Origin of the sequence: Sodaliphilus pleomorphus (genome assembly GCF_009676955.1) — a bacterium.
GTDB classification, from domain to species: Bacteria; Bacteroidota; Bacteroidia; order Bacteroidales; family Muribaculaceae; genus Sodaliphilus; species Sodaliphilus pleomorphus.
In genome coordinates this window covers 3,148,379-3,162,500 of sequence record NZ_CP045696.1, presented here as the reverse complement: position 1 = coordinate 3,162,500, position 14,122 = coordinate 3,148,379, and the positions used below count along the sequence as shown (strand labels likewise).

Below are 14,122 nucleotides of genomic sequence, written 5' to 3'. Positions count from 1 at the left end.
GCCAGCTGAGCTAATCCCCCGGTGCGTTTGCAGCTTCAAGTCGCGCTCTTGAGAACTTCCTTTTTGATCCCTCGCGGGCACACAGCGCTCGACGGCTTCAGGACAGCCCCCGGTGCGGATGCGGGACACCGTTGTGTTCGGCGCCGGCTCCAGAAAGGAGGTGTTCCAGCCGCACCTTCCGGTACGGCTACCTTGTTACGACTTAGCCCCAGTTACCTGTCTTACCCTTGGTCGCTCCTCGCGGTCACGAACTTCAGGCACTCCAGGCTTCCATGGCTTGACGGGCGGTGTGTACAAGGCCCGGGAACGTATTCACCGCGCCATGGCTGATGCGCGATTACTAGCGAATCCAGCTTCACGGAGTCGGGTTGCAGACTCCGATCCGAACTGAGACAGGTTTTCGGGATCGGCTCGGCGTCGCCGCCTGGCTTCCCTCTGTGACCCTGCCATTGTAACACGTGTGTCGCCCCGGACGTAAGGGCCGTGCTGATTTGACGTCATCCCCGCCTTCCTCACAGCTTGCGCTGGCAGTCTCTCCAGAGTGCCCGGCCTTGCCCGCTGGCAACTGAAGATGGGGGTTGCGCTCGTTATGGCACTTAAGCCGACACCTCACGGCACGAGCTGACGACAACCATGCAGCACCTCGGCGGCAGCCCCGAAGGGAACGCCCGTTTCCGGACGCGTCTCCCGCCGTTTGAGCCCGGGTAAGGTTCCTCGCGTATCATCGAATTAAACCACATGTTCCTCCGCTTGTGCGGGCCCCCGTCAATTCCTTTGAGTTTCACCGTTGCCGGCGTACTCCCCAGGTGGAATACTTAACGTTTTCACTCTGCCCCGCAGCACCCAATCGCGCCGCAGGGCTAGTATTCATCGTTTACCGCGTGGACTACCAGGGTATCTAATCCTGTTCGCTCCCCACGCTTTCGTGCCTCAGCGTCAGTCGCGTGCTGGAAAGCTGCCTTCGCAATCGGGGTTCTGCGTCATATCTATGCATTTCACCGCTACACAACGCATTCCGCCTCCCTCGCACGAACTCCAGCTCGAAAGTTTCAACGGCGTCACCGGGTTGAGCCCGGAACTTTGACCGCTGACTTTTCGCGCCGCCTGCGCACCCTTTAAACCCAATAAATCCGGATAACGCTCGCATCCTCCGTATTACCGCGGCTGCTGGCACGGAGTTAGCCGATGCTTATTCTCCGGGTACTCTCACTGCGCCACGCGTGGCGCACGTTGCTCCCCGGCTAAAGAGGTTTACAATCCGTAGGACCTTCCTCCCTCACGCGACTTGGCTGGTTCAGGCTCCCGCCCATTGACCAATATTCCTCACTGCTGCCTCCCGTAGGAGTTTGGTCCGTGTCTCAGTACCAATGTGGGGGACCTTCCTCTCAGAACCCCTACGCATCGTCGCCTTGGTGGGCCTCTGCCCCGCCAACTAGCTAATGCGCCGCATGCCCATCCCCTTCCGGCTCGCCTTTCCCGGCCCGGCCATGCGGCTGGACCGACTATGGGATATTAGGCCACATTTCTATGGGTTATCTCCCAGAAGGGGGCAGGTTGCATACGTGTTACTCACCAGTGCGCCGGTCGCCGACAGCAAGTGTTGCCACTCGCCCGCTGCCCCTCGACTTGCATGTGTTAAGCCTGTCGCTAGCGTTCATCCTGAGCCAGGATCAAACTCTTCGTTGTTGTTATCTTGTTGTCTCTCTTCTTTCAAAAAGAATCGTTGTAGGCAACCAGCTCCGAACGAGTGTTGCTTCCTGCTCCGCTCCGGATGTCCTGTATCTTATTGTGCTGTCAAGCTGATAGTATTCTGTTGTACCTGCTTAGGAATCAACGGGACTAATAAACAGTCCCTATTGTTCTCTTGTACTACTTGTCACTGCAAACGTGTCAAAGATCTCTCTTTTCTTTTGTGCTCACCGGCGTTATTTCCGGAAAGCGAGTGCAAAGTTACGCCAATTTTCTGAACTGGCAAATTTATGCCGCACTTTTTTTCATCATTTTTTCACACACAGCACATAACTCGCTGTGCCACCGAAAGAAAAAAATTGAAAAAAAATTTACCCGCCGAAATCAATTGGACTGGTGACGGTCGTCGGTACCGTTGAAAATAGCCTCGACCTGGTCGGCCACCTTGATGCATTGAGCGATGTCGCGCTTGAGGTTGGCCTGGTGGCGAATACCAACAATATACAACAAGACACCCACCGGGAAAACGATGGCCAGGGCAAGGCCCAGCTTAGGATAATTGGTGAGATGATAGGTGAGCAACTGGCGTATCACAGGGAAATCCATTGCCTTGTTAATGACCAGCTGGTCGCGCGAGTTGGACAGATAGTCGACCACATCTTCAACTTGCTGCGACAAGGCACGCAGCGACTTCTTGTCGTAGCCATGCATGAGATAGTCTAAGTAGCCTTGCCGCGAGTGGTACCTTGAAAGGAAACGACTGCAGCTGGACTTGAGCTCCAAGAGCCTTGCCGTGGCAACAGGGATGTCGACCTCGTTGATAATGACTTCCTTCATCTCAAGCTTGCGGGTGACGTGCATGCCGGTGAGCCGGCGGAAGAAAATGCGCCATGCATCGGGATTGAACACAGCCGAGTCGTTGACCGCCTTGTAGGTGAGGAACACGCCCAAGGGCAACAAAATAGCCGAGCTGAGCCAAATGCCTTGCCACACGGGCCAACGACCGTCGCGGCCCATCTTGTAGCCCGTGTTCTCAATAATATAATAAAAGATGAAAAGCAGAACCGAAATGACAACTGGCATGCCAAGACCGCCCTTGCGGATGATGGCACCCAAAGGCGCACCCAGGAAGAAAAAGATGAGACAAGCCAACGACAGGGTGAACTTGCGCTGGAGCTCAATCTGGTGACGGCGCATGTTTTTGGCATCGTCGGCCATGGTGAACGCCTTGAAATCGGTGTTCTGCATGGCAGAAGTGGCCTGCTGCAAGGCTTGAGCCACCACCGAGAGCTTGCCGTTGTTGTCGAGGGCGTCGAAGAGCGAGTCGAGATTGACGTTGTGCTTCACGGCCACCTCGGGCACAGCTTCGAGCACAGGCTTGTTGTCTTTGACGACAACGCGCTTCGACTGAACGCCGCACACGGGGTCGAGCTTGAGCTGCTTTCCAATGTCGTCGCCCACCGAGTCGCACTTAGCCCTGATGGAGTCGATAGAGTGGTTGAGCTCCTTGATGTTTTTGCCTATATACTGAGAACGCATGGCATTGTCGTCCATCTTGGTGAAAGTGGCATCATAGGAAATCAAAATCACCTTGTCGTGATAGGTCTCGCGACGGAACATGTCGGAGCCGAAAGAAGAACCCGAGGTGCCACCCTGCCCCAGGTCTTCGTACCAATTGCCATGGTAGAGCTTGAGCAGGATGTGCTTTTTGTCTTGTGTGTAGTTGAGCTTGGCCGAGTCGGCTGTAACAATGCGAGGATAATTGGATGCCGACGACACATCGTAGATAATGACATCGTAGAGCATGTCGTTGACTTTGTCCTTACGCTTGACGTAGACGTTGAAACCAGGAATCTCAGAGTTGATCTCTCCCGGGGTAATTGACAAGGAGGCCGATTTCTCGCGGGCCGAAAAAAGCAACGTCCACATCTGCACCTGTGTCTTGGGCAAGACATCGTTCTGAAAGAAAAAGGCACCAACTGCGATGAGGCCAACGAAAACGATGAGGGGCTTCATCACGGTGATGAGCGATATACCCGACGACTTGAGCGCCGTGAGCTCGACGTGCTCGCCCAGGTTGCCAAAGGTCATGAGCGAGGCAAGCAATATTGCCAAGGGCAGCGCCATGGGCACCATGGAGCAGGCCGCATAGAAGAAGAGCTCGCCCAAGGTAGCCATGTCGAGACCCTTGCCCACAAGGTCGTTGATGTAGCGAAAAAGGAATTGCATCATCAGGATAAAAAGGCAGATAAAAAAGGTCATGCACAACTGCGGAAAGAAGCGCATGAGCATGAAAGAGTTCAACCTTTTTATCCTAAAAAAATTCACTGCAATTGGTGATTTATCGGTGCAAAAGTAGCAATAAAATGGCTAATGCACAAAGGAAGCGCAACAAATATAAAGGTATGGGGGCATCGCCCCCCGCCTTGTCACAAGCCAAGACGGCGCTTGAGTGCAGCTATCGACTGGTTCCACATGTCTTTGCTTTCAGGCACGTCGCCAGGCGAGTCGGCAAAATCGGTAATCTGGAGCGTCTTGTTGTCGGTGAGTTCCGAGACGAGAATGCGCATTTCAAAGAAAGTGCGCTCGCGGCCGTCGTCCTTCCAGTGGAAACGAGCGTAGACGCCGCTGCGCACCGAGACCAGCGCGGCTTGTTGCGGCACGTCGTCCCAAATGAAAGTGAAAGTCTTGCCATCTTGCCTGACCTCGTCGGCAAACCATTGTTCCAGTCCGTGAGGCATGAAGATATATTGCCAGAGCAGCGTGACGGGCACACCCTGCATGTCGTATTCTATTTTGAATTGTGTTTTTGCCATGTAACCTTGTATTATGATAGTGTACACATATTGCGACTGCAAAATAAATACAATAAATTGTTACTTTCAAATCCCAGGGCCAATATTATAGCAAGGCACGCTCACAAAAAAGCCCCCCTTTAGGTTAACTGCCACTATTTGCACGGTTTGAGACAGCGGCAAAAAGAATAGTTCTTTAGGACAACGACAAAGATCCCGGCTCAGGCCGCAAGGGAGTTGCAAGAAGACTTGGCTATATCTACGGTGAAGGCGCGGGGTAAAAACTGTGATGAGGCGGTTTGCCATGAATTTTGAAATAATTATATAGGAAAGGATGGGAAAAAAGCCGCTCTAATTTTTAAATGTGCAAATAATTAGCTAATTTTGCAATCAGATATAAAACAACGAAAATCCATCATGATGGAGCCATTATTTGAAAAATTAAAATCGAACGCTGTTGCACACCGCCAGTGCATCATTTTACCCGAGAGCACAGAGCCCCGCACTCTGACTGCCGCCGACAAAATCATAGGCGACAAGGTTGCCGACATTGTCCTGATAGGTCATGCCGACGAAATCGACGCAAAAGTAAAAGAATTGGGATTAACCCATATAGGTGAAGCCAGAATTATAAATCCCTAAAATCCGCAACTATCATCCAATACACGATTAAGGGTAGATTTATGAGTCGTTAGTAGCAGCTTTCAGTAAAAAGCAACAGCACAACATCAATATGTAGCCACCATCCCCTTACCCCACGATGCGACTTGAGGTAATACGCAGATTCAAACCGGAAAGAAAGGATTCTTATCCGAATTCTGTTTTGAAGGGTTTTGCATAAGCTCGGTTCTCTGTGTAGATATTCAGCACGTATTGCCTTGCAGTCATGATCCACTTGGCAGGTACGGAGATGAATCTGAAGACAAAAGCCTTTATGCGACTCGTTTTCTTGAGCCCAAAAGCCTTGGTGTCAAGCCTGCTCATGATGGTCTTGTAGAAATTGTGTATCAATGCAGTAAGCAGAAGAAAGACAGTATTCTCCGCCATGAATGACTTGGGGAGCCTGCTCCAACCGAATCCGTTGTTCATGTCGTCAAAGATACGTTCCTTGCCGCCACGCAGATTGTAGAATTCAACAATGTCCCTTGTCGATGACTTGTAATCGTTGGTCAGAATACAACGGTAAGTGTATTCGCCTTCCCACAGGTCAAGGTCGCCACTGTTGCGTCTTTGTCTCTGGATGACAAGACGATAGCACTTGCCTTCCCATTTCTCAACGAGAATGGAATTGAGTTCGAACTGGATGCCGTTAATCTCCTCCGTCTTCCATCCTCTCAGAGCAAAGATGTCATTGTAGAGCGAACTGCATCGGTTGGCACGGATGTAGAAATGTTTGCAATGCTTCTCTATCTCACTGACGATTTCCTTCGAGCAGGAACCGCAGTCTGCCCTGAAGCGATTTACACGGATGTTCTGGGATTCCAGAAGAGCGAAGAATCTCTTATGGGTGTCTGCCTGATGAAAACGCACATTCGTGTTACCATCGCTGTTCTCGATATAGACTATCTTGTCACCGATAACATATACGCCAGGCCTGTAGCCGAGGAACTTTTTGTAGGTCGGTTTTGCATCATACTTCTCCGTTTCAAGGAACTGATGGTCAAAGTCAACATCGTATTCCTCAATTTCCTTCAACTCGCCTGTAGAAACCAAAGCGTTTATAAGCAATGTGTTGAGTTTGTCTGCAGTATTGAAATCATAGGTCTTGCCTTGGTCGGAAGTATAGGAGATGTTTTCCTGTGTCAGTTCCTTGATGGCTCTGAGGATGGTATCAGAGCTGCATGTACGAAGGGTAGGATGATACGAGAGATGGCGCATCAGTTGTGACGTTACGTCTTCCACGCATGAGCCGCCACAGAAATAAACGCTCATCAGCGAACGGACTATCTCGCTGAACTGATATCCGAAGATACTGCTGCATCTCTGACCCAGTGTTGAGTCGATAACGGGTGAAAGCATGGAGTCAAATTTCTCCATGATTGAAAAAATTCCTCCAAAAGGTGTGAGTTTCTCAGATTTAATTTGTATTTTTGCCATGTCATATTAGAGTTTTGCTTGTTTTCTTTTTGCAACACTAAGATAAGTGAAAATTCTGACATGGCAAAATCCTGGGCAACTTTTTGTTGCTCAGGAACTTATAAATAAAGTTAAATTATAGTGTTGCGGAATTAAGGAAATCCAGACGATGAAGAAGCTAACGAGAAATACGCACAGCTCTTCTACGAGCTGCGCAAGAGCAAAGGTATCACCATTGAGGATGCCCGAAAGAAAATACACGACCCCTTGTACCTCGGTTGCCTACTCATCAAGAACGGTGAAGCCGATGGTCAGGTGGCCGGTGCCTTGAACACGACGGGCAACGTGCTGCGTGCAGCCTTCCAGGTGCTGAAGACAGCCCCAGGCGTGAGCGTGGTTTCGGGAGCATTCATCATGATACTCAAGGGCGAGGCAGCCAAGCTGTACGGGCAAGACGGCATCATGGTGTTTGCCGACTGTGCAGTGATGCCCGACCCCGACGAGAAGCAGCTGGCCCAAGTGGCCGTGTCGACTGCCAAGACTGCCAGGGGAATCGCCGGTATCGACCCAGTGGTAGCCATGCTAAGCTTCTCGACCAAGGGCAGTGCCAGCAGCGACAGTGTGACCAAGGTGGCGAATGCAACCGCAATAGCCAAAGAGATGGATCCCACATTGAAAATAGACGGAGAGCTGCAAGCCGATGCCGCTATCGTACCCAGCGTGGGTGCAAGCAAAGCTCCAGGCAGCACGGTTGCCGGCCATGCCAACGTGCTGGTATTCCCCGACCTGGGCGTGGGCAACATTGCCTACAAACTTGTGCAACGCTTGTCGGGAGCCACGGCTGCAGGCCCGGTGCTTCAAGGACTTGCCGCCCCTGTCAACGACCTGTCGCGTGGATGCTCGTGGGAAGACATATACAAGACCATTGTCATCACATGCAACCAGGCAATAAATAGGAAATAAACAAAACAGCTATACCCCAAGACAAATACATGAATATATTAGTGCTTAATTGCGGAAGCAGTTCCGTAAAATATAAACTCATCGAGATAAAAGCCAACAAGGTGCTGGCCGAAGGCGGCATTGAGAAAATAGGACTGCCCGATGCTTTCATCAAGTTTAAGAGCGATGGCAAGAAAATACAGCAAGACCTTGACATCAGCGACCACACAGGAGCCATAAAGGCAATACTCGACAATCTCACGAGCAAGCAATATGGATGCATCAAGAGTTTTGACGAGATTGATGCCGTGGGACACCGCGTGGTGCACGGCGGGGAGAAGTTCAACAAGAGCATGCTCATCAACCAGGAAGTCATCGACATGATCAAGGAGTGCTATGGCATAGCCCCACTTCACAATCCTGTGAACATGGCAGGCATCAATGCCATCACTGCCATATTGCCCCATGTGCCCCAGGTGGCAGTGTTTGACACGGCATTCCACCAGACGATGCCCCCCAAGGCCTACATGTATGCCCTACCTTATAAATACTACATTATCGACCACGTGAGGCGCTATGGCTTCCACGGCACGAGTCACCGCTATGTGACACAACGCGTGTGCCAGTATCTGGGCGTGAACAAGGAGGAAAAGAAAATCATCACATGCCACATAGGCAATGGCGGCAGCATCACTGCCGTGTATCACGGCCGGAGCATCGACACAACGATGGGCCTGACGCCCACCGAGGGCTTGATGATGGGCACTCGCTGCGGCGACGTGGACCCTGGAGCACTCCTGTACTTGATGGAGAAGCACCACCTCAACTCGCGCGGCATGCTTGAAATCACCAACAAGCTGAGCGGCATACTTGGCATAACGGGCATATCGCCCGACATGCGAGAAGTGAATGCGGCAGCTGCCGAAGGCGATGACCGCGCCCAACTGGGGCTCGACATGTATGAGCACCGCATCACCAAATACATTGGAGCATTTGCCGCCGAGATGAACGGTGTAGACATTATTGTGTTTACCGGCGGTGTGGGCGAGCATCAAGCCAACCTGCGGGCCAACGTGTGCCGCACGTTGGGCTACATGGGCGTGGAGATAGACGACAAGGTGAACGATGCCAACAATGGCGACGAGGGGGTGATAAGCACCGAGCGCAGCCGCGTGAAGGTGGTTGTGATTCCTACCGACGAGGAATATATGATTGCCAAGGACACCGAGGCCATTGTCGAAGGCCGGGAGCCCTAAAGCGTGCCCCTCGCCTGCTCCCTCTATTGAGAACAACGATTTCAACACCAACTGGCGCTTGCACGCTGGTTGGTGTTTTTTTTTTTGGAGGGGCCGTGTGGCGAGCTTGCGATTGTTGCAAAAGGAAAACGTTGCAGCCAATATAGAGCAGAAAAATAAGGAAATAGAGAAATTAAGGAAAAATTTCCTTATTTTTCAAAAAAAGTTTTGCCATGATAAAAAAAATATATACTTTAGAGCGCTTTTTAAAGCGGCTTGAATAATTGAAAAATTTTTCAGGTCGAAGAGCCTGTTAACATAACAAAATATACAATTACTAACCGATAAACAACTGTATTATGGAAGTAAAAAATGCATCGGCCGGCACAATGGAGTCTGGCGATATCCTCATTCAGATATTTCCATCTGATGCCGAAGGCGTGCAAATCAGTTTAGACAGTACAGTCGCCTATCAATTTGGCGATCAAATCAAGACTGTGATTACTGAGACATTACAAGGTCTTGGCATTGATCATGTGGCCGTAAAGGCTACCGACAAGGGTGCACTCGACTGCACCATACGTGCTCGCGTCACCGCCGCCGCCGTGCGTGCGACAGGAAAAGACGTGTGGGCCTAATTGTTTTTACAACCTTCTAATTACATTACTTTATGGAACGTTTAAGGAGAACAATGATGTTCGTTCCTGGCAACAATCCGGGAATGATGCAAGACGCGTTTATCTATGGTCCCGACTCGATCATGCTCGATCTTGAGGATTCGGTGACTATGGCAGAGAAAGATAGCGCGCGCCTGCTGGTTTACAATGCACTGAAGACAATCGACTATGGCAACACCGAAATGGTGGTGCGCATCAACCCCCTGAACACGCCCTATGGCAAAAAAGACATTGAGGCAGTGGTGAAAGCGGGTGTCGACGTGATACGCATGCCCAAGACCGAAACAGCCGAAGAGGTGGTAGAGGTTGAACGCGAGATCGAGAAAGTGGAAAAAGAGATAGGTTGCCTGGGACGCACCCAAATCATGGCTGCCATAGAGAGCGCACTCGGCATTGTAAATGCCTATGCCATAGCCACGGCATCGAAACGCATGATGGGCATCGCCCTTGGCGCCGAGGACTATAGCGCCAACTTGAAGACGCAGCGCACCCCTGGCGGAGCCGAGTTGCTGCTGGCACGCGAGACGATAGTGGTTGCAGCACGAGCCGCAGGCATTGCTGCACTCGACACAGTGTATAGCAACTTAAACGACATGGACACCTTCCGCAAAGAAGTTGAACTGATAAAGACACTGGGATTTGACGGCAAGTCGATCATCAATCCACGTCAAATCGAGATAGTGAACGAAGTGTTCACGCCGAGTGAGAAAGCCATCGAGAAGAGCAAGGTCATACTGGCCGCCATCAAAGAAGCTGAGCAGCGCGGCAGCGGTGTGATCGCGGTGAACGGCAAGATGATCGACCGGCCGGTAGTGCTGAGAGCCCAACGTACAATCGACCTGGCCATAGCGTCGGGTGTTTTAAGCAAGGAGGAATTGTCATGAACACATATAAAGACAGAACACAACTTATAGAGGCCGCTGCCAAAACCATGGGCGTGCCAGTATACCACGAGAGCGCCGAAACCAAAGATACAATGCCTCGCCAAGACCTGCAGAAGGTGTGCAGCAAGGTGGTAACACTTGAGGAAGCAATCAAGAAAACCGGCCTCAAAGACGGGATGACAATATCGTTTCACCACCACTTCCGCGGTGGTGACAAAGTCGTAAACCTGGTAGTGGGCACACTGGCCAAGATGGGGTTCAAGAACCTGAAGCTCGCAGCATCGAGCCTGCAAGACGTGCACGAGCCACTGATCGAGCACATAAAGAACGGCGTGATAACCGAGATTTCCACCTCGGGCATGCGCGGTGAGCTGGCCCGCGAGATCTCTCACGGCCTCATGGAGAAGCCAGTGATATTCCGGTCACACGGCGGTCGCGGCAGTGCAATCGTGAACGGCGACCTGCACATCGACGTGGCCTTCTTGGGCGCCTCGTCGTGCGACCCGCTGGGCAATGCCTGCGGCTACTCGCGGTCGGAGAAAGCAAAGTCGATATGTGGCTCTTTGGGCTACGCCCTGCCCGATGCACACTATGCCGACAAGGTGGTAATACTCACCGACGACCTTGTAGCCTACCCCAACACCCCAAATTCGATATCGGAGCACGACGTTGACTATGTGGTAGAAGTGCCCTCGGTGGGCGACTCGTCGAAGATTGCCTCTGGAGCGATACGCGACACCAAGAATCCTCGCGACATACTCCTGGCAAAAGAGGCAGCCAAGGTTATCATCAACAGCGGTTATTTCAAAGACGGATTTTCGATACAGACAGGCTCTGGCGGCGCATCGCTGGCAGCTGTGAAATACATACGCGAGAGCATGATCAACCAGGGTGTGAAAGCAAGCTTTGCCCTGGGCGGCATCACAGCCCACATGGTGAAGATGCACGAGGAGGGACTCATATACCGCCTCATCGATGTGCAGTCGTTTGACAAGGTTGCAGCCGAGTCGCTCAAGAACGACGCCATGCACAAGGAGGTGGCCTCCAACGAGTATGCAGCCAAGGATGAAGCAGGCTCGGCAACTCACTATCTCGACATAGTCATTTTGTCGGCACTCGAGGTCGATGTCAACTTCAATGTAAACGTGCTGGTGGGCAGCGACGGCATCATACGCGGAGCCATAGGCGGGCACCCCGACACTGCCGAGGACGCAGCGTTGAGCATCATCGTGTGCCCGCTGCTGCGCGGCCGCATTCCATGCGTTGTCGACGAGGTGACGACCCTCATCACCCCAGGGTCGTCGGTCGATGTGGTTGTGACCGAATATGGCATTGCAGTGAACCCACGCCGTGCCGAGCTCAAGGAGCGCCTCACCAAGGCCGGGCTCAAGGTTGTAGATATACATGAGTTGAAAGACAAAGCCTTGAAGGTGATAGGCAAACCCGCCCCCATACCATTTGGCGACAAGGTGGTGGGAATCGTCATGAACCGCGACGGGTCGGTGCTCGATGTGATCAAGAACGTTGTAGAACCTTCATAATAAGTATCTGTAGCAATGGAAATTTCGCTCAACCAATTGCTGGCAAGCCGCGACGACCGCTGGCATCGCCAGCGAGAGCTACTCAAGGCCTACCCTGAGCTCACGCTGGTGTGCCTCACCGTGGTCATGCCTGGCAAGGTCAAGCGAAATTTCCATTCACTCATTGTGGCACAAGCAGCTATCACTGCTCTCATCAACACCTACGGCACCGACATCAAGCGCCTCATTGCGAGGGATCTGAGCACAGGCTACGAGGCCTATGCCATGTGCGACCTGCCCATCGACGAAGCCAAAAGGCTGGCCGTGAAAATAGAAGACAGCCACGAGCTGGGACGACTCTTCGACATCGACGTCATAAGCAAAGACGGCAGTCCCGTTTCGCGCCAAGCACTTGGCTTGCAGGCTCGGCGATGCCTGCTGTGCGAGCGAGAGGCACGCTACTGCATGCGCAACCACACGCACGCCCAAGAGCAGCTGCAAGAGAAAATCAGCAAAATGGTTAACGACTATGTACAGCGACTTTGAAATAAGACAACTGCCTTTATCAATCAAGAGCTGCCATAAAAAAGTTGAACAATTTCTTGCCGAAAACGATCTGCGGCTTGAGCCGGTCGACTACTACGCAGCGATTTTTGAACGCGACAGCGACGTGATGCTGGCTGGAGGCGGCTTGAAGGCCGACGTGATGAAATGTGTGGCTGTGAGCAGCACGCTCAGAGACGAAGGCTTGTGCCTGATGCTCATTTCACACTTGATTTCGACAGCCCAGGCACGTGGCACAACGTGTGTGAAAGTGTTCACTAAACCTGAAAACGAAAGCATCTTTGCCTCGGCATCGTTTCACACCATCGCCCGAAGCGACAAAGCAATATTGATGGAAAACGGCAATGGCCTCGACAGCTACTGCAACTATCTCTCGACATTGAAGCAACCGGGCGAAAACGGAATAATCGTGATGAATGCCAATCCTTTCACTCTGGGTCACCAGTACTTGATACAGCAAGCAGCTGCCCAAGTCGATCACCTATATGTGATATTGGTCAAGGAGGATTGCTCGGAGTATTCCTATAGTGAACGATTGAGCATGGTAAAAGACGGTTGCCTGCACGTGCCCAATGCAACAGTGTGCGAAGGAAGCAGCTACATGGTGTCGGCAGCCACATTTCCGTCTTATTTCCTAAAAAGAATAGAAGACCGTACCGACACTTATATCGCACTCGACCTTGACCTCTATGCCAAGCACATTGCACCAGCGCTGGGAGTGAGGACAAGATATGTGGGCACCGAGCCACACGACGAGTCGACACGCCGCTACAATGAGTTGATGAAAGCATGCAGCCACATGCGGGTAAAAGAGATTGAACGCCTCGACGACATATCGGCATCGCGTGTGCGCAAGGCAACGACCCTGTCGAGCGTGTTGACATGGGTGCCTCCCACAACAGTGCCCCACGTCGTTGCCCACATGGCCGCGCATGCCTTGAAAGCCGAACTCGACACTACCCCGAAGCCTGGACTGGTCGACCTCGCCGACAGCGGCTCGCACACCGACATGGACCATGCACTGATGACAACCAGCATCAAGACCTTGATGCAATACTTCGTGACGCTGGCACAAGCAGGAAACTCGCAGGAGCTGCCCAACGCGGCCAGCATCAGGAGAACAGGCATCGAGGCCGAGAAGGCAATGTTGCAGTCTACAGGTGGAGTAAACACCCACAAGGGAGCCCTCTTCTCGATGGGACTGACCATTGTGGCAGCATCGCACCTGCTACACAAGCACGGCCACATCGACAAGAAGGCTCTGCAACAAGACATCGCTGCACTGGCCGGAAAGCTATCGGAGGCCAAAGGCACCCACGGGGCACAAGTGCTGGGCAAGGTGAATGTGAAGGGCGCACTTGCAATGGCCCGCAGCGGCTATGAGCAACTGTTCGACTCGTGGTTGCCGTTTTTGGACCAAAACAGGCACGATGCCCATGCACTGCACAAGACCTTGTTGCTCATCATGTCGCAGCTCGACGATACCAACGTGTACTACCGGTGTGGTGCAACTGTAGCCCAACAGGTGAAGCATGAGGCCGAGGCCTTGCTTGCCGACTTCACAGTCGAAAAGCTAAAAGACATGAACCGCTCGTTTATAGCTCGCAACATCTCGCCAGGAGGTGCTGCCGACATGCTCTCTCTCACTGTATTCATCGACACCATTACGAGATGAACACAGTAAACAAAAAAACGTGTAACAAGACGTAAAAAAAAACAATATCACAACTTAACTAATTT

The 14,122-nt window shown here is 52.0% G+C and carries 10 protein-coding genes, 1 tRNA gene, 1 rRNA gene and 1 pseudogene (1 of these 13 only partly in view); 8 read left to right on the top strand and 5 right to left on the bottom strand.

Annotation, left to right across the window (positions count from 1 at the left end):
• The 4 genes from GF423_RS13265 to GF423_RS13250 form a co-directional block, all read right to left on the bottom strand.
• A tRNA-Ala gene (locus GF423_RS13265) sits at positions 1 to 20 on the bottom strand (it extends 54 nt beyond the left edge of the window).
• A 133-nt stretch (positions 21 to 153) separates the two neighbouring features.
• A 16S ribosomal RNA gene (locus GF423_RS13260) occupies positions 154 to 1,686 on the bottom strand.
• A gap of 387 nt (positions 1,687 to 2,073) precedes the next feature.
• Positions 2,074 to 3,975: an LptF/LptG family permease gene (locus GF423_RS13255; RefSeq protein WP_262885026.1), complete on the bottom strand. Its 1,902-nt coding sequence runs from the start codon at positions 3,973 to 3,975 to the stop codon at positions 2,074 to 2,076.
• A 143-nt stretch (positions 3,976 to 4,118) separates the two neighbouring features.
• Positions 4,119 to 4,505 (bottom strand): START-like domain-containing protein, encoded by a 387-nt coding sequence (locus GF423_RS13250; protein ID WP_154328804.1) that lies wholly within the window; start codon positions 4,503 to 4,505, stop codon positions 4,119 to 4,121.
• Positions 4,506 to 4,901: 396 nt separating this feature from the next.
• Here GF423_RS13250 and GF423_RS13245 point away from each other — a divergent pair, with 396 nt between their 5' ends.
• Entirely contained in the window at positions 4,902 to 5,126 is a 225-nt protein-coding gene (locus GF423_RS13245; RefSeq protein ID WP_154328803.1) for a phosphate acyltransferase, read from the top strand.
• 165 nt (positions 5,127 to 5,291) lie between these two features.
• Here GF423_RS13245 and GF423_RS13240 read toward each other — a convergent pair whose 3' ends face one another.
• Positions 5,292 to 6,581: an IS1380-like element IS612 family transposase gene (locus GF423_RS13240; RefSeq protein WP_005814044.1), complete on the bottom strand. Its 1,290-nt coding sequence runs from the start codon at positions 6,579 to 6,581 to the stop codon at positions 5,292 to 5,294.
• A 138-nt stretch (positions 6,582 to 6,719) separates the two neighbouring features.
• On the opposite strand from GF423_RS13240, the pseudogene pta reads away from it, so the two are divergent.
• The 7 genes and pseudogenes from pta to citC form a co-directional block, all read left to right on the top strand.
• A pseudogene (pta, locus tag GF423_RS13235) lies at positions 6,720 to 7,523 on the top strand (phosphate acetyltransferase); the annotation flags it as partial.
• 29 nt (positions 7,524 to 7,552) lie between these two features.
• Complete coding sequence (locus tag GF423_RS13230) at positions 7,553 to 8,758, top strand: acetate/propionate family kinase (RefSeq protein ID WP_154328802.1); 1,206 nt, start codon at positions 7,553 to 7,555, stop codon at positions 8,756 to 8,758.
• Positions 8,759 to 9,096: 338 nt separating this feature from the next.
• A complete protein-coding gene (gene citD, locus GF423_RS13225; protein WP_154328801.1) occupies positions 9,097 to 9,375 on the top strand; it encodes a citrate lyase acyl carrier protein in 279 nt (92 codons plus the stop codon).
• Between the two features lie 32 nt (positions 9,376 to 9,407).
• Positions 9,408 to 10,298, top strand: a complete 891-nt coding sequence (citE, locus tag GF423_RS13220; RefSeq protein ID WP_154328800.1) for a citrate (pro-3S)-lyase subunit beta — start codon at positions 9,408 to 9,410, stop codon at positions 10,296 to 10,298.
• Positions 10,295 to 11,839 (top strand): citrate lyase subunit alpha, encoded by a 1,545-nt coding sequence (gene citF, locus GF423_RS13215; RefSeq protein WP_154328799.1) that lies wholly within the window; start codon positions 10,295 to 10,297, stop codon positions 11,837 to 11,839. The genes citE and citF overlap by 4 nt, the downstream gene beginning before the upstream one ends.
• A 15-nt stretch (positions 11,840 to 11,854) precedes the next feature.
• On the top strand, positions 11,855 to 12,364 hold the full coding sequence (citX, locus tag GF423_RS13210; RefSeq protein ID WP_154328798.1) for a citrate lyase holo-[acyl-carrier protein] synthase: 510 nt from the start codon (positions 11,855 to 11,857) through the stop codon (positions 12,362 to 12,364).
• A complete protein-coding gene (gene citC, locus GF423_RS13205; RefSeq protein WP_154328797.1) occupies positions 12,348 to 14,057 on the top strand; it encodes a [citrate (pro-3S)-lyase] ligase in 1,710 nt (569 codons plus the stop codon). The genes citX and citC overlap by 17 nt, the downstream gene beginning before the upstream one ends.
• The last annotated feature ends 65 nt before the right edge of the window (positions 14,058 to 14,122 follow it).

Coding starts and splice junctions, on each gene's coding strand:
- citF (WP_154328799.1), top strand. CDS start 10,295: ATGAACACATATAAAGACAGAACACAACTTATAGAGGCCGCTGCCAAA.
- GF423_RS13230 (WP_154328802.1), top strand. CDS start 7,553: ATGAATATATTAGTGCTTAATTGCGGAAGCAGTTCCGTAAAATATAAA.
- GF423_RS13255 (WP_262885026.1), bottom strand. CDS start 3,975: ATGCGCTTCTTTCCGCAGTTGTGCATGACCTTTTTTATCTGCCTTTTT.
- GF423_RS13240 (WP_005814044.1), bottom strand. CDS start 6,581: ATGGCAAAAATACAAATTAAATCTGAGAAACTCACACCTTTTGGAGGA.
- citD (WP_154328801.1), top strand. CDS start 9,097: ATGGAAGTAAAAAATGCATCGGCCGGCACAATGGAGTCTGGCGATATC.
- citX (WP_154328798.1), top strand. CDS start 11,855: ATGGAAATTTCGCTCAACCAATTGCTGGCAAGCCGCGACGACCGCTGG.
- citC (WP_154328797.1), top strand. CDS start 12,348: ATGTACAGCGACTTTGAAATAAGACAACTGCCTTTATCAATCAAGAGC.
- citE (WP_154328800.1), top strand. CDS start 9,408: ATGGAACGTTTAAGGAGAACAATGATGTTCGTTCCTGGCAACAATCCG.
- GF423_RS13250 (WP_154328804.1), bottom strand. CDS start 4,505: ATGGCAAAAACACAATTCAAAATAGAATACGACATGCAGGGTGTGCCC.
- GF423_RS13245 (WP_154328803.1), top strand. CDS start 4,902: ATGATGGAGCCATTATTTGAAAAATTAAAATCGAACGCTGTTGCACAC.